Raw genomic sequence first — 15,220 nt, forward strand, 5'->3', positions numbered from 1 at the left:
CTTTCACGATTCACCTTCAAGATCCACGGAGTCCTCATGTCCACGAGGCGTTTTCACCCGTTTTCGGTAGCTATCGGAGCCATCGCACTGTTCGCGCTTGCGGCCTGCGGTGGTAGCACCACCCCCGCCACCGACGGCGGCACCGGGGCGAGCGCGGCGCCGGCGACGGTCCGCATCGCCACGAACAACTTCCTGCTCGGCACCCAGATGTGGGTGGCCCAGGAGAAGGGGTACTTCACCGAGGAGAAGATCCAGGTGGAGTCGCAGATGTACCAGGAGGGCATCGACGGGGTAAAGGCCGTCGTCTCCGGTCAGGCCGACCTGGCGCCCGCGCTGGACTTCGCCGCGCTGAGCGCCGCCTCCGACCGGCTGCGGATCCTGGGCGCGATCGCCTCCCCGGCACCGGGCTTCCACAAGCTGGCCGTGACGAAGGGGATCTCCGACGCCAAGGGCCTCGTCGGCAAGCGGATCGGTTACGTCGACGGCACCCTGGAGGCGTACGTGACCATGAAGTACCTGGAGCAGCAGGGCATCGCGCAGAGCGACGTCACGCTCATGTCGATGCCCGGCCTGTTCGAGATCGTCGGCGCGCTGAAGACCGGCCAACTCGACGCGGCCTGGATCTGGGCGAACGGCGTCGAGCAGGCGACCGCCGACCCCAACATCACGATCATGACCGACGACAAGTCGGTACGCCAGGTGCAGTCGATCTTCCTGGTCGGCGGTGCCGACTTCGTGGCCAAGAACCCCGCCGCCGTCGAGGGCGTGCTGCGGGCGTACCAGAAGGCCACCGACCTGGTCGTCGCCGACCCGGCCGAGGCCGCGCGGATCGTCGCGGCGGGCACCAAGGGTGACGTCAAGGCGCTGGAGACCGGCATCCCCGGCCAGGGCTACGAGCTCGGGCTCAGCAAGGACCAGATGGAGCAGCTGGTCAACCTGCAGAAGTACCTGGTCGACCTCGGCAAGCTCACCGGCGTCACCGACGTCTCGCAGATCGTCGACCTCACCGCCATGCGGGCCGTGGTCGGAGAAAAGGTCGAGGTCGACAAGTGAACGAGGCCGTCTCGTTCCGCGACATCGGCATCAACTTCACCGGAGGCCGCGGGGACTGGGTCCTGCGGCATCTGGACCTGACCGTCGACGCCGGCGAGTTCTTCGTGATCGTCGGTCCCAGCGGGTGCGGCAAGTCGACGCTGCTCCGCCTGATCGCGGGCATCGCCGACGCGACGGAGGGCGAGGTCCGCACGCCCGAGGGGCCGGTCACCCGGCCCGGCGCGGACCGGGCGATGATCTTCCAGAACGTCGACGTGCCGCTGATGGAGTGGCTCACCGCCAAGCAGAACGTCGAGTTCGGCCTGCGCATGCAGGGGCGTCCGCGTGACGAGCGCTCGGCCGTCGCCGACGACTTCCTGCGTAAGGTCGGGCTGCAGAACGCGGCGGGCAAGTATCCGCACGAGCTGTCCGGCTGCATGAAGCAGCGGGTGCAGATCGCCCGGGTGCTGGCGGTCTCGCCGGGGATCGTGCTGATGGACGAGCCCTTCGCCGCCCTGGACGCCCAGACCCGCAAGCTCCTCCAGCAGGAGGTGTCGCGCCTGTGGCGGGAGGAGGTGCGGACGGTGATCTACGTGACCCACGACATCCGCGAGGCCGTACTGCTCGGCCAGCGCATCGCGGTGATGTCCGCGCCGCCCCAGTCGGGGATCAAGAGCATGTACCAGGTCGACCTGCCCTACCCGCGCGACGAGTTCTCCCCGGGATTCGTCGAGCTCGCCCGCCAGGTCGAGATCGACATCGGGGAGGAGGTGAACAAGCTGTGGTCGGAGGCAGGCGTTCCGCCCTCTACTCGGTAGCCGCCGTGGTGGTGTTCGTCGTCCTGTGGCAGCTGGCGACCCTGAACACCGACCCGACGCTGTTCCCGCCGCCCACCACGGTGGCCGACGCCGCCGTCGAGCTCATCACGAACGGCACGCTCGGCAGCGCGATCCTGATCAGCCTGCAGCGGGTCTTCCTGGGCTGGATCCTCGGATCGGTGATCGCGATCCCGCTCGGCATCCTCGCCGGGACCTCGCGGGTCGCCCGGGCCGTCGTCGATCCGTTCATTCACTTCTTCCGGTTCGTACCCGCGCTCGCGCTGGTGTCGGTCTTCATCCTCTGGTTCGGCATCGGGGAGGCCTCCAAGGTCAACCTGGTCGCCTACTCGGCGGCGTTCATCGTGATGGTGAACACCGCCAGCGGCGCCGCCTCGGTGCACGCCGACAAGCTCAACGCGGCGCGCAGCATGGGCGCCGGCAGATTCACCCTGTTGCGGGCGGTGGTGTTCCCGGCCACCGTCCCGCACATCTTCACCGGCATGCGGCTCGCGCTCGCCAACGCCTTCCTGGTGATCGTGGCGGCCGAGGCGCTCGCCACCCAGAACGGCATCGGCTTCCTCATCTGGAACGCGCGTACCTACTTCCGGACCGACCAGATCTTCGTCGGCATCCTGTGCTTCGGAATCCTCGGCTTCATCGTCGACCGGCTCTGGAAGCGCATCGGCTCGACGTTCCTGCGCCGCTACCTCTTCTCGGCGGGCGGCTACTGATGTCACAACCAGGAGGACCGGTGCGTCCCAATGTTCTCGTCGTCTTCCTCGACGACCACGCGCAGTGGGCGCTGGGCTGTTACGGCAACCGGGAGGTACAGACCCCGACGCTGGACTACCTGGCCGCCACCGGGGTGCGGATGGAGAACTCCTTCACCCCCACCCCGGTCTGCTCCCCCGGGCGGGCGGCCTTCCTGACCGGCAGGCTCTCCTCGCAGCACGGGGTACACGACTATCTCAACGTGTGGAATCCGGAGGTGGACCAGCGCAACTGGATCGCCGACGAGCTGACCCTGCCGGAGATCCTGCGGGACAACGGCTACACCACCGGGCTGTCCGGCAAGTGGCACCTGGGCAGGTCGTTCGAGCGTGCCCCCGGTTTCGACTTCTGGTACGAACTCGCCGACGAACACGCGAACCAGGAGCACCTCGACAGCCCGTGGGAGCACTCCCCGGCCTTCCGAGGCGGCTACAACCGGCACGCCGTCACCGAGCGGGCGATCGACTTCCTCCGTGCCCGCGACGAGGAGAAGCCCTTCTTCCTGCACGTCGGCTACGTCAGCACGCACAGCCCGTGGGAGGGCCGCCCAGAGCGGTACGTCTCCCGCTACCGCCGGTGCGACTTCGACGACATCCCCGACGACGCCACCTACCCGTTCGGGCGGATGGCCTCGGAATCCCTGATGCCCTCCCGCCGGGACCGCAGGGAGACGCTGGCCCAGTACTACGCCTCGGCGACCGAGGTGGACGAGCAGGTCGGCCGGCTCGTCGACGAGCTGGAGACCCAGGGCCTGCGGGAGAACACGCTGGTCGTCTACACCTCCGACCACGGCCTGAACATGGGGCACCACGGCATCTGGGGCAAGGGCAACGGCACCAAGCCATACAACATGGTCGAGGAGTCGATCCGGGTGCCGCTCATCCTGAACCAGCCGGGCGCGCTGCTCGGTGACCAGTCCAGGACGGAGATGGTCACCCACTGCGACCTGTTCCAGACCATCCTGGAGCACACCGGCGTCTCCCTTCCCGCGGAGACGCTCGCCGAGCGCGACTACCCGGGCCGCAGCTTCGCCCCGCTGCTGGGCGGGGGGCACGTGGCCGAGTGGCCCGAGGAGGTGTACGGCGAGTACGGGAACCTGCGGATGATCCGGACCAGGACCCACAAGCTCACCCTGCGCTACCCGGACGGCCCCGCCGAGTTGGTCGACCTGGTCGCCGACCCGCGCGAGACGGTCAACCTCTACGCCGACCCCCGGTACGCGGAGCTCGTCGCCGAGCTGACCGGGCGGGTGGAGAGGTACTTCGGCCGGTACGAGGACCCGGTGAAGTCCGGGCTCCGGGTCATGGAGCTTCCCCAGCACAACATGGAAGAGGTCTGGCGTTTCCCGGACACCGACAGCATCTGGTGGGAATGATCTCTTTCCCGCCCGCCGCTGTCGAGGGGTGGCCCCGTCTGCCCGGGGCCACCCCCTTGGCTTTGCCGATCAAGAAGGATCGGCCACACCCCCGACGGCCGTACTCTCGACGCGAGAGGCCCGGGGTCTCCACGCTGGAGGTGTTGAGATGAGCGGACACTGCTGCGCGCCTGGCCGTGGCGGGGACGAGGACGGCCGTGAACCGCGGCCGGTGGCCGCCGTCGCCGCGCCCCGGCGGCCGAGCGGGCTCATCCGGCTGGACGGCGGCGCGTTCCGGATGGGGACCGACGACGCCGAGGGGTTCCCCGCCGACGGGGAGGGGCCGATCAGGACCGTGACGGTGCGGCCCTTCCTGCTGGCGCGCACCGCGGTGACCAACGCGCGGTTCGCCGCGTTCGTGAAGGCGACCGGGTACGTCACGGACGCCGAGCGGTTCGGCTGGTCCTACGTCTTCCACCTGCTGGTGGCGCCGGATGCCCGGCGGCGGGCGCCCTCCCCGGCCGAGACCCCCTGGTGGCTGGTGATCGAGGGCGCCTGCTGGCAGGCGCCCCAGGGTCCGGGCAGCACGATCGACGGCCGGCAGGACCACCCGGTGACGCACGTCTCCTGGCGGGACGCGGCGGCCTACTGCGCCTGGGCGGGCGGCAGGCTGCCGACCGAGGCCGAGTGGGAGTACGCCGCCCGGGGTGGCCTGGACCAGGCGCGATACCCATGGGGCGACGAGCTGACCCCGCGCGGGCAGCACCGCTGCAACATCTGGCAGGGCCGCTTCCCCACGCACAACACCGGAGAGGACGGGCATCTCGGCACCGCGCCGGTGAAGTCGTACCGGCCCAACGGCTACGGCCTGCACAACATGGTGGGCAACGCCTGGGAGTGGTGCGCGGACTGGTTCGGCACCGACCATCTCTCCCGGCCGCTTGAGGATCCCCGCGGACCCGAGACCGGGACCTCGCGGGTGATCCGGGGCGGCTCCTACCTGTGCCACGACTCCTACTGCAACCGCTACCGGGTCGCCGCCCGGAGCTCCAACACTCCGGACAGCAGCTCGGGCAACACCGGCTTCCGCCTCGCCGCCGACCTCTGATCCGGCGGCAGCGCGGTAGGTCTGCGGGTCTGTCGTCCTCCGGCCCGGGTCACCGGTCGAATGCCCGCGGATGACCGGGAATGCCCGCTGCGATCGCCTGGTGAGCCGAGGTCAGCGGAGCCACATCGCCTTCGACAACCGGAAACCCCGGCAAAGCTTTCCGCTCCGATAGCACAACGTATTGACTCGGTAACCACATCAAAGCATAATCCCCCTCATGCATGCACAAACTTCCACAAAAGTGGGCAGTCGTGCTGCCCGCTGAGCGGCATGCGCGCATCGGGGAGGCACTGCGGGTCTCCCGCGTCGTCAGCACCGACGACCTCGCGCACGAGCTCGGCGTGTCAGCGGAGACGATCCGCCGTGACTTCGTGGCGCTTGAGCGCCAGGGGAGGCTGTCTCGCGTGCACGGGGGCGCGACCATCACGCTCGGGCAGGCCGCCGGCGAGGAGGCTCCCTTCGCCGAACGCACCGGGACCGCCGCGGACGCCAAGACGCGCATCGGCCGTGCCGCCGCCGGGCTGGTGCGCCCCGGCCAGACCGTGGTGATCGACGTGGGGACCACCGCCGTCCAGGTCGCCAGAGCCCTGCCACTCGACTTCTCCGGGACCGTGGCCACGTGTTCCCTGCTGGTCGCCGCCGAGCTCTCCGAGCGTCCCGGCGTCGAGGTCCTCGTCTGCGGGGGCAGGCTCCGGGGCGGAGACCTCGCGCTCTCCAACTCGGTGGCCCAGGCGTTCTTCGCGGACCTGAACCCGGACGTCGCGTTCCTCGGCTCCGGGGGGGTGGACGCGGTGGCCGGCCTGACCGACTACTACCTGGACGAGATCGCGGTCCGGAAGATCATCCTCAGGAACGCGACGCGATCGTACGTGCTCGCCGACTCAAGCAAGTTCGGCCTGGTCGCCCGGCACCGGGTCGCCCAGGTGAGCGAGTTCACCGGTCTCATCACCGAGGCGGAACCGCCCTCCGGCATCCAGGACGCGATCACCCGCAAGGGCGGGGTGATCGTGCTGCCTTGAACGTTCCCCACCGTCGAAGGAGCCGGGCGGCGCGGCAACGCCACCCGGCTCGACCCACCACGCCGATGCACCATCTGACAGGAAACACAGGAGTTGTAGGTCCATGACCCAGTATTCACCACCCGCGCCGGGCAATCAGGAGAGCGGCGCAAGTGTTGAGGAATTTGGTTACAAGCAGGCGATGAAGCGCGGCACCGGGCGTTTCGCCTCGTTCGCCGTGGCGTTCGCCTTCGTCTCGATCGCCACCGGCATCTTCACCACGTACGGCTCGGTGCTGAACACCTCAGGACCCGCCGGCATCTGGACCTGGCCGCTCGTGATCATCGGCCAGCTCGCCGTCGCCTTCATCTTCGGCTCGCTGGCCGCACGCATCCCGGTGACCGGGTACTCCTACCAGTGGATGTCCCGGCTGGCCAACCCCGTCCTCGGCTGGATCATCGGCTGGGTCTCGTTCTCGTTCCTCGCGGTCGTGGTCGTGGCGGTGGACTACACCATCGCCTCCACCGTGATGCCGGTACTGCTGAGCTACGAGGGCACCGCGTTGAACGCCTGGGTGATCACCAGTGTGGTCATCCTGTGCCAGGCGCTGCTGGTCGGGCTCTCCACGAAGTGGACCGAGCGGGTCAACAACTTCGCCGTGACGGCGGAGCTGATCGGCATGATCGCCCTCGTCCTGCTGCTGCTGATCGTGGGATTCGTCGCCAAGGAGGTCAACTTCGCCAACCTGTTCAGCACCGGCGCCGTCCCGTCCGAGGGCTACCTGAGCATGGGCACCCTCACCTCGGCCGGCCCGTGGATGCTGGGCTTCCTGCTCGGCGCGTTCACCATCGTCGGTTTCGAGTCGGCGGCCAACCTCGCCGAGGAGACCAAGGACCCGGCCCGCGTCGTCCCCCGCGCCATGTGGCAGGCGGTTCTCGCCTCCGGTGTGCTCGGCTTCCTGTTCCTCGTCGCCGTCACCCTGCTCGCCGGTGACCCGGTCGAGCTGGCCAAGTCGGGAACCCCGGTCGCGGACGTGATCAGCCGGTCGCTCGGCCCGATCGTGGGTACGGGTCTGCTCGTGCTGGTGGTCATCGCGATCTTCGCCTGCGGCATGGTGATCCTGATGACCGGCGTGCGGCTGGTCTGGGCGATGTCCCGCGACCAGCGCTTCCCCGGCTGGCAGGGCCTGCGCAAGGTCTCCCCGCGCTTCGGCACCCCGCTGAACGCCACCGTCTTCATGTTCGTCATCGGCGAGCTGATCCTGGCGGTCTTCTCCACCCGGACCGACGCCCTCTTCGGCCTGTTCGCCGCCGCCACCCTGCTGCCGGCGATCATCTACACCGGAACCGTCGCCCTGTACGTGGTCAAGCGGAAGTCGCTGCCGCCGAGCAAGGGGTTCGCCCTGGGCCGCTGGGAGATCCCGGTGATCGTCGTCGCGCTGATCTGGCTCGTCTTCGAGCTGCTGCTCTTCCGTGACTCCTCGTTCGTGGAGTCGTGGGTCTACGTACTCCTCATGCTCGCCCTCGGCGCCGTGTACTTCGCCTACCTGCTGTTCACCAGGGGCACGAAGGGCCTGGTGATGCCGGACATGCACTCCATCGACGCGGAGCTGACCGTCGACGCCTCGGACACGGCCAGGGGCAGGCACTCGGAGGGGGCTCACCGACGGTGACCACGGTACTGGCGATAGATCAGGGAACATCCGGCACCAAGGCGATCGTCGTCGACGCCCGAGGTGAGGTGCTCGGCCTCGCCGAGGTCCCGGTCCGCCCCACCTACCTGCCCGGAGGCGGAGTCGAGCAGAACCCCAGGGAACTGCTCGACTCGGTTCTCAACGCCGGCCGCCAGGCCGTCGCGCGGGCCGGGGTGCGGATCGACGCCGTCACGCTGGCGAACCAGGGCGAGACCGTCCTGGCGTGGGACCCCGCCACGGGCGAGCCCCTCTCGGACGCCATCGTCTGGCAGGACCGCCGCTCGGAGAGCATCTGCGCGGAGCTGGAGGAGTTCAAGGACCGGATCGCCGCGACCACCGGGCTGATCCTGGACCCGTACTTCTCCGCCCCGAAGATGGCCTGGCTGCGCCGGAACGTGACGGGGGAAGGGGTGGTCACCACCTCCGACTCCTGGATCATCCACCATCTGACCGGGGAGTTCGTCACGGACGTCGCCACGGCCAGCCGGTCGCTGGTCACCCGGCTCGACGACGCCGGGTGGGATCCGGAGCTGCTGGAGCTGTTCGGGCTCGGCACCGAGCGCCTGCCGCGCATCGTCTCCTGTGACGAGGTGGTCGGCCACACCTCCGCGTTCGGCGGGAACGTCCCCGTCTGCGGACTCGTGGTCGACCAGCAGGCCGCCCTGCTCGCCGAGAACTGCAGACACGCCGGAGAGGCGAAGTGCACCTTCGGCACCGGCGCGTTCCTGCTGGCCAACACCGGCACCTCCGCCACGCGCTCCACCGCCCACCTGGCCGCCTCGGTCGCCTGGCGGGTCCGGGGGGAGACCTCGTACTGCTTCGACGGCCAGGTCTACACGGCCGCCTCCGCCGTACGGTGGATCCAGGATCTCGGCTTCATCCGTAGTGCCGCGGACCTGGACGTGGTCGCGGCGGCGGACGCCGAGGGGGTGCTGTGCGTGCCGGCGCTGGCCGGCCTGGCGGCCCCCTGGTGGCGTCCCGACGCCAAGGCCTCGTTCTCCGGGCTGACCCTCTCCACCGGTTCCGGGCACCTCGTGCTCGCCGTACTGCAGGGGATCGCGGCGCAGGTCGCCGAGCTCGGCGACCTCGTCACCGCCGACCTCGGGCAGCCGCTGACCCGGCTGCGGGTGGACGGCGGGCTCACCCGGAGCAGGGTCCTCATGCAGGCGGTCGCCGACCTGATGCGGATCCGGATCGACGTCTACCCCTCCCAGCACGCCACCCCGATGGGGGCGGTGGCGCTGGCCCGCGCCTCGCTCGACCCGTCGCTCTCCCTCGCGGACGCGGTCCACCCGTGGGAGCCCAGCACGACCTACGAACCCCGATGGTCCGCTGATCAGGCGGCCGACTTCCGCTCCCGCTGGGCGGAGGCGGTCAACGCCACCCTGGCGCGGGAGGGAACACGATGAACACCACGTTCGACGTGGCGGTGATCGGTGCCGGCATCGTCGGCTCGGCCATCGCCAGGAAGCTGGCCGGCTACGAGCTGAGCGTCGCGCTGCTCGACGCGCGCGACGACGTCGGCGACGGCACGAGCAAGGCGAACACCGCCATCCTGCACACCGGTTTCGACGCCAAACCCGGCACCCTCGAATCCCGGCTGGTACGCGAGGGCTACCGGCTGCTGTCGGAGTACGCCGAGCTGACCGGCATCCCGGTCGAGCACACCGGGGCGCTGCTGGTGGCCTGGACCGCCGAGGAGCTCGACGCACTGCCGGGCCTGCGCCGGAAGGCGGAGCAGAACGGGTACGGCAAGACGGAGATCGTCGGCCCCGAGGAGGTGTACCGGCAACTTCCCCACCTCGGGGAAGGCGCCCTGGGCGGCCTGACCGTTCCCGACGAGTCGATCATCTGCACCTGGACCACCAACCTCGCCCTGGCCACGGACGCGGTCGGCCGCGGTGTGACGCTGCTGCTGAACCGGGCGGTCACCTCGGTCGAGGACCTCGGCGACCGCACGGTGCTGCGCGCCTCCGGCGGGGATGTGCACGCCCGCTGGGTGGTCAACGCGGCCGGGCTCGGCGCCGACGTCATCGACCGGCTGTTCGGCCACGACCGTTTCACGGTCACGCCGCGCCGCGGCGAGCTGCTGGTCTACGACAAGCTCGCCCGCCCGATGGTCAACAAGATCATTCTGCCGGTGCCCAGCTCGCGCGGCAAGGGCGTGCTGATCAGCCCCACCGTCTACGGCAACGTGCTGCTCGGTCCCACCGCCGAGGACCTCGTCGACCGCACCGACACCGGGACCTCGGAGCAGGGGTTCGAGTTCCTGCTGGGCAAGGGCGAGAAGCTGATGCCCGACCTGCTGCTTGAGGAGGTCACCGCGACCTACGCGGGCCTGCGCGCGGCGAGCGACCACCCCGACTACCTCATCGAGGCCGACGCCGGGCGGCGCTACGTGCTGGTCGGCGGGATCCGCTCGACCGGCCTGACCGCCGGCATCGCCATCGCCGAGCACGTCGCCGGCCTCGCCCGCGCCGCCGGGCTGGCGCTCGTGGCACGGGAGAACCTGCCGGAGCCGCCCCGGATGCCCAACCTCGGGGAGGCGTTCAGCCGCCCGTACCAGGACGCCGCCCGGATCGCCGCCGACCCCGCCTACGGCCACGTGGTCTGCTTCTGCGAGCGGGTGACCGCCGGCGAGGTCCGCGACACCTTCCGGTCACCGATCCCACCGGCCACCCTGGAGGGGCTGCGCCGCCGCACCCGGGCGATGAACGGGCGCTGCCAGGGGTTCTTCTGCGGCGCCGAGATCAAGAAACTGCTGAAGAGCAGGGGCGAGAGCGCCTGCGAGCAGCGCCACGCACCACTGGAGGCCGGCCGATGACATCCGGCGACATCACCACCCTCACCCCTGCCGTCGTCATCATCGGCGCCGGCCCCTCCGGGCTGAGCGCCGCCCGTGAACTCGCGCCGAGGATCAACGGCGACGTCCTCGTCCTCGACCGGGAGAGCACGGCCGGAGGCATCCCCCGGCACAGCGACCATCCCGGCTACGGGATCAGGGACATGCGGCGTTTCATGAGCGGTCCCGCCTACGCCAGGAGGCTCGTCCGGCAGGCCGAGGCCGCCGGTGCGAAGATCCTGACGAACGCCACCGTGACGAACTGGGCCGGTGACCGGACGATCGAGGCCACCACCCCGCGGGGCCGCATCCGGGTCGAGGCGCGGGCCGTCATCCTGGCGACCGGTGCCCGGGAGCGCCCACGACCGGCCCGGCTCATCCCCGGAGACCGCGCCCACGGCGTCTACACCACCGGGCACCTGCAGAATCTCGTCCACCTGCAGCACGGGAAGGTCGGCAGGAGAGCCGTCGTCGTCGGCGCCGAGCTGGTCAGCTGGTCGGCCGCGCTGACCCTGCGCGAGGCCGGTTGCCGGACCGTCCTGATGACCACCGAGTATCCCCGGCCGGACTCCTACTCCCTGTTCAGCATCCCCGGCAGGCTCCTCTTCCGTACCAGGGTCGCCACCCGCACCCGGGTGACGAAGGTCATCGGCCGGCCGGAGCTGCGGGCCGTCGAGATCGAGGACATCGACACCGGTGCCAGGCGGATCGTCGAGTGCGACACGCTCGTCCTCACCGGCGACTGGATCCCCGACCACGAACTGGTGCGCGCGGCGGGAATCACCATGGACCCCGGCACGAACGGCCCGCTGGTCGACAACGCGCTACGTACCGACAGGCCGGGCGTGTTCGCCGTGGGCAACCTGCTCCACCCGGTCGACACCGCGGACATCGCGGCGATCGACGGCGCCCATGTCGCGCGCTCCGTCATCGCCTGGTTGCGCGGCAGGAGCGCGCCCGCCGAGCAGGTGCGTCTCGTCGCCGACGCGCCCTTCCGCTGGGTGGCGCCGGAGATCTTCCGTCCGGGGGACCCGGCCCCGGCCCGTCGCCGCCTGCTGCTGTGGAGCGACCGCTACATCCCGTTCCCCCGGATCGTGCTCCGGCAGGGGGGAAGGGTCATCGCACGGAGGCGGCTGTGGTGGCCGGCGGCTCCCGGCCGGGTGTTCCGTATCCCGACGAGTGTCCTCAGCGCGGTCAGGGCGGATGCCGGTCCGGTACACATCGGCGTGGAGACCTGACACATCCCCGGCAGGCGGCCCCCGGCCCCCCGGCCGGGGGCCGCTCGCGATGCGAACTCACCGCAGAGGAGCGCAAGCAGCACAGGCCCGGATGACAGATCCCGCCCCCGACCGCGCTGTCCCCATCGGCGTCCCGAGACGACGAGGGTGGGAGGCCGGGTGCGACACCGGTCCCGGCTCCCTGGCCATCCGGTGACGACCGGGGGAGGCCGAGGTACCCGGCCGGTGGGCCACGTACAGAATGTCTGTTGTGGAAGCCCGAATCGCGATAGCCCCGTCTCCGGAGGCGGGGGCGGCCTACGACCGTCCCAACTCCCCCGACCTCGACCGCCTGCGCCTCAGGGTCGAGGAGGCCGTGTCCGGCGGCGGCGGCGTCAATGTCCCGCTCACCGAGGCGGACGGCCTGGTGTGGCTCATCCCCGGTGAGCCGGAACTGCTCCGCTCGGCGCTGGAGGCCCACCCCCGGATCGGCTGGGTGCAGTTCCCCTGGGCGGGGGTGGAGAGATTCACCGCGTCCGGCGTGCTCGACCGCCCGGTGGTCTTCAGCTGCGCCAAGGGGTCGTTCGCCGGGCAGGTCGGCGAGCACGCGCTCATGCTGATGCTGGCCTGCCTGCGCAACCTCGCCCGGCAGGCGCGCACCCCCCGCTGGTGTTCGGTCGATCCCAGGTCCCTGCACGGCCGGCGGGTGACGATCCTCGGCGGCGGCGGTATAGCGACCGAGCTCATCCGGCTCCTGCGGCCGTTCGAGTGCCGGATCCGGGTGATCCGCCGCCGGGCGGAGAACATCGAGGGCGCCGAGGAGACGCTGCCGCCCGAGGCCCTGCCCGCCGTGCTTCCGGAGACCGACATCCTGGTGCTGGCCCTCGCCCTGACGCCGGAGACGACCCACATCGTCGACGCCGCCGAGCTGGCCCTGCTGCCGGCGCACGCCGTCGTCGTCAACGTCGCCCGCGGCGCGCACATCCGGACCGACGCGCTCGTCGAGGCCCTCCGCGCCGGGACGATCTCCGCCGCCGGGCTGGACGTGACGGACCCCGAACCGCTCCCCGTGGGGCACCCGCTCTGGACCGACCCCAGGGTGCTCATCACCTCGCACTGCGCCGACTCCGCCGAGTACGTCACCCGGATGTTCTGCGAGCGGGTCGAGCGGAACGTACGCAACCTGCGGGCGGGCCTTCCGCTGGAGGGGGTCATCGATCCCGCCGCGGGATACTGACGGGCTCGCGACCGGAGCGGCACGCCGCCCGGGTGGTTCGGTCAGTGGCTCACGCCCGCGCCGATCACCTGCGCGGCGCCGAGGTAGCCGGCCAGCAGGCTCTCGGCGAGCGCCCACACCGTCTCGTCTCCGGGCAGGAAGTACGGGCTGTGCAGTCCCGCCTCCGTGTCGGTGCCCACGAACAGCATCAGCGACGGCACGACCGACGCGAAGTGGGCGAAGTCATCGGCACCGCAGGAGCGCAGCGTGGCGGGCATGTGGTGGGCGTAGTCGACGAGGATGCAGCCGGTCTCCTCGGCGAGGCGGGCGTCGTTGACGAGCACCGGATCCCCGTAGATGATCCGCATCTCCGCCTCGCAGCCGTAGGCGCGGGCTATGCCCTCGGCGAGCTCGTGGAAGCGGTGGTGCAACTGCCGGCGCCAGGACTCCGACATCGTCCGGATGGTGCCGCGGGCGGCGGCCTGCCCTGGAATCGCGTTCGGAGCGCTGCCCGCCGCCACGGTCCCGAAGGTGACCACCGTCGGCGTCATCGGGTCGGCGTCGCGGCTGACCAGTTGCTGGGCGGCCACGATGATCTGGGCGAGTGCCAGGATCGGGTCGCGGGCCAGGTGGGGATAGGCCGCGTGCCCGCCATGGCCCCTGACGATGACCGTGAACTGGTCCGCGGAGGCGTTGACCGCGCCGGGGGTGCAGGCCGTCTGACCGGCTTCGAGCACCGGCTGGACGTGTGCCGCGATCATGGCGCCGACCTGGTTCCGCTGGAGCGCGCCCGACTCGACGATGTCACGGGCGCCGGAGGGGGGACCCTCCTCGCGGGGCTGCAGCACCGCGATCATCGGCGCCGGCGCCTTCACGTGGTCGACCGCCCTGGTCAGCGCGACCAGGGCGGCAAGGTGGACGTCATGGCCGCAGGCGTGCATGGCACCGTTCCGCGAGGCCCAGGGCACCCCCGTCTCCTCGGGGATCGGCAGGGCGTCCAGCTCTCCGCGCACTCCGACGGCCGGGCCGTCGCCGCCGACCCGGAGGAGCGCGCCGGTCCCGGCCACCCGCTCCATCGCGCTGCCCTCGGGCAGCGCGTCCAGCACCCGTTTGAGCGTCGGCTCCTCCTGGCCGGACAGGCACGGCTCGGCGTGCAGTTCCCGCCGCAGCCGGAGGGCGGCGGGCAGCTCGGCGTGGAGCGCGTCGCGGAGCCGCGCGCCGATCTCGCTCACGCTCTCTCCCCGAGACCGCGGGGGTGGCCACCCCTCATGCGTCCTCCCCGCCGAGCGCACGGGCCACGGCGGGCCTGCCGGGCGGGTGCGAATTCATCGAAGACTCCTCTGTGGTCGCCAGCCCGGCCATCGGGCACGACAAGACTCGTCATACCCTCCTGAACCTCCTGAACCACTCCGAACCGCCGGTAGGGTCCCGGCGGGCACGGCGCGGCTCATCCCGTGAGGCGAGGATCCCTGGACGGGCCACCGGCCGCCTCACCATCCGCCTCACCATCCGCGTCGCCTGTCACGACGCCCGCACGCCCGGCCCGGGTGCCGTACCCCCCGCTTCCGGCGCGGGAGCCTCGTTCGAGGTCGAAGGCTCGGCGGGGGAACGGGATGCCGCTAGAGCCGCAGGGCCGGGATGCCGGTGGGATGAGGGCGGACGGGTTCGGGGAGGCTGAGGACGAACCAGACGGTCTTGCCCCCCGAGGAGGAGTGCGTGACGCCCCAGTCGTCGGCGAGGGCGTCGACGATCTGCAGGCCCCTGCCACCGGTGGCCTCCATGTCGCGGGCGCACACCCGGGGCGCACCCGCCCCGGGGTCGAAGAGCTCGCCGTGGACCAGGCCCCCGCCGCCGCCGCGGATGCGCAGTGCGCACGCGGCACCACCGTGCTTGACGGCGTTGGTGACCAGCTCGCTGACGACCAGCACGCAGTCGTCTATGAGGTCGTCCACACCCCACAGGGAGAGCTCCCGGCGAACCATCGAGCGGGCATCACGCACGCTTGACGGGGCGGCGGACAGCAGGCACTCGGCCGCGTACTCGGGGACGGCGTCAAGGTACGCCGCGGATGAGTTGTGGTGGAGAGACACTGCGCCTCCTTCTCGTGGGAGCGCTCCCACAACAAAGGTAGAACATCTAACCGCATCTGTGAATTGATTTCGCCCTAATTG

Annotated in this window: 13 protein-coding genes; 11 read left to right on the forward strand and 2 right to left on the reverse strand. The window is 70.7% G+C overall.

Features of this window, described 5'->3' with window-relative positions; genetic code table 11:
- The first annotated feature begins 36 nt into the window (after nucleotides 1-36).
- The 11 genes from ACQP0P_RS38500 to ACQP0P_RS38550 all read left to right on the forward strand — a co-directional run bounded on the left by ACQP0P_RS38500 (nucleotide 37) and on the right by ACQP0P_RS38550 (nucleotide 13,070).
- Nucleotides 37-1,053 (forward strand): ABC transporter substrate-binding protein, encoded by a 1,017-nt coding sequence (locus tag ACQP0P_RS38500; RefSeq protein ID WP_433365264.1) that lies wholly within the window; start codon nucleotides 37-39, stop codon nucleotides 1,051-1,053.
- On the forward strand, nucleotides 1,050-1,850 hold the full coding sequence (locus ACQP0P_RS38505) for an ABC transporter ATP-binding protein (RefSeq protein ID WP_433365266.1): 801 nt from the start codon (nucleotides 1,050-1,052) through the stop codon (nucleotides 1,848-1,850). The genes ACQP0P_RS38500 and ACQP0P_RS38505 overlap by 4 nt, the downstream gene beginning before the upstream one ends.
- On the forward strand, nucleotides 1,814-2,581 hold the full coding sequence (locus ACQP0P_RS38510) for an ABC transporter permease (protein ID WP_433365269.1): 768 nt from the start codon (nucleotides 1,814-1,816) through the stop codon (nucleotides 2,579-2,581). Before ACQP0P_RS38505 ends, ACQP0P_RS38510 begins: the two co-directional genes overlap by 37 nt.
- Before the next feature lie 20 nt (nucleotides 2,582-2,601).
- Nucleotides 2,602-3,996, forward strand: coding sequence for a sulfatase-like hydrolase/transferase (locus ACQP0P_RS38515; RefSeq protein WP_433365272.1), 1,395 nt, complete (start codon nucleotides 2,602-2,604; stop codon nucleotides 3,994-3,996).
- A 148-nt stretch (nucleotides 3,997-4,144) separates the two neighbouring features.
- The gene (locus ACQP0P_RS38520) at nucleotides 4,145-5,083 is read left to right on the forward strand and encodes a formylglycine-generating enzyme family protein (RefSeq protein WP_433365275.1); all 939 of its coding nucleotides are present in this window, start codon (nucleotides 4,145-4,147) and stop codon (nucleotides 5,081-5,083) included.
- 251 nt (nucleotides 5,084-5,334) lie between these two features.
- Nucleotides 5,335-6,102: a DeoR/GlpR family DNA-binding transcription regulator gene (locus tag ACQP0P_RS38525; protein WP_433365278.1), complete on the forward strand. Its 768-nt coding sequence runs from the start codon at nucleotides 5,335-5,337 to the stop codon at nucleotides 6,100-6,102.
- A 103-nt stretch (nucleotides 6,103-6,205) separates the two neighbouring features.
- On the forward strand, nucleotides 6,206-7,753 hold the full coding sequence (locus tag ACQP0P_RS38530) for an amino acid permease (protein ID WP_433365281.1): 1,548 nt from the start codon (nucleotides 6,206-6,208) through the stop codon (nucleotides 7,751-7,753).
- A complete protein-coding gene (locus tag ACQP0P_RS38535) occupies nucleotides 7,750-9,183 on the forward strand; it encodes an FGGY family carbohydrate kinase (protein ID WP_433365284.1) in 1,434 nt (477 codons plus the stop codon). Before ACQP0P_RS38530 ends, ACQP0P_RS38535 begins: the two co-directional genes overlap by 4 nt.
- Nucleotides 9,180-10,598, forward strand: coding sequence for an NAD(P)/FAD-dependent oxidoreductase (locus ACQP0P_RS38540; RefSeq protein WP_433365287.1), 1,419 nt, complete (start codon nucleotides 9,180-9,182; stop codon nucleotides 10,596-10,598). The genes ACQP0P_RS38535 and ACQP0P_RS38540 overlap by 4 nt, the downstream gene beginning before the upstream one ends.
- Complete coding sequence (locus tag ACQP0P_RS38545) at nucleotides 10,595-11,854, forward strand: NAD(P)/FAD-dependent oxidoreductase (protein ID WP_433365289.1); 1,260 nt, start codon at nucleotides 10,595-10,597, stop codon at nucleotides 11,852-11,854. The genes ACQP0P_RS38540 and ACQP0P_RS38545 overlap by 4 nt, the downstream gene beginning before the upstream one ends.
- A gap of 250 nt (nucleotides 11,855-12,104) precedes the next feature.
- Complete coding sequence (locus ACQP0P_RS38550; protein WP_433365292.1) at nucleotides 12,105-13,070, forward strand: D-isomer specific 2-hydroxyacid dehydrogenase family protein; 966 nt, start codon at nucleotides 12,105-12,107, stop codon at nucleotides 13,068-13,070.
- Between the two features lie 41 nt (nucleotides 13,071-13,111).
- Here the strand turns inward: ACQP0P_RS38550 and ACQP0P_RS38555 are convergent, their stop codons facing one another.
- A complete protein-coding gene (locus tag ACQP0P_RS38555; protein ID WP_433365294.1) occupies nucleotides 13,112-14,281 on the reverse strand; it encodes a M20 metallopeptidase family protein in 1,170 nt (389 codons plus the stop codon).
- A 387-nt stretch (nucleotides 14,282-14,668) separates the two neighbouring features.
- Nucleotides 14,669-15,139, reverse strand: coding sequence for an ATP-binding protein (locus tag ACQP0P_RS38560; protein WP_433365297.1), 471 nt, complete (start codon nucleotides 15,137-15,139; stop codon nucleotides 14,669-14,671).
- Nucleotides 15,140-15,220 lie beyond the last annotated feature (81 nt).

Origin of the sequence: Streptosporangium sp. CA-115845, assembly GCF_050943795.1 — a bacterium.
Lineage (GTDB): Bacteria > Actinomycetota > Actinomycetes > Streptosporangiales > Streptosporangiaceae > Streptosporangium.

What these genes read in the sequence shown, in the direction of transcription:
- ACQP0P_RS38545 (WP_433365289.1), top strand. Translation starts at nt 10,595, where the DNA reads ATGACATCCGGCGACATCACCACCCTCACCCCTGCCGTCGTCATCATC.
- ACQP0P_RS38520 (WP_433365275.1), top strand. Translation starts at nt 4,145, where the DNA reads ATGAGCGGACACTGCTGCGCGCCTGGCCGTGGCGGGGACGAGGACGGC.
- ACQP0P_RS38540 (WP_433365287.1), top strand. Translation starts at nt 9,180, where the DNA reads ATGAACACCACGTTCGACGTGGCGGTGATCGGTGCCGGCATCGTCGGC.
- ACQP0P_RS38530 (WP_433365281.1), top strand. Translation starts at nt 6,206, where the DNA reads ATGACCCAGTATTCACCACCCGCGCCGGGCAATCAGGAGAGCGGCGCA.
- ACQP0P_RS38500 (WP_433365264.1), top strand. Translation starts at nt 37, where the DNA reads ATGTCCACGAGGCGTTTTCACCCGTTTTCGGTAGCTATCGGAGCCATC.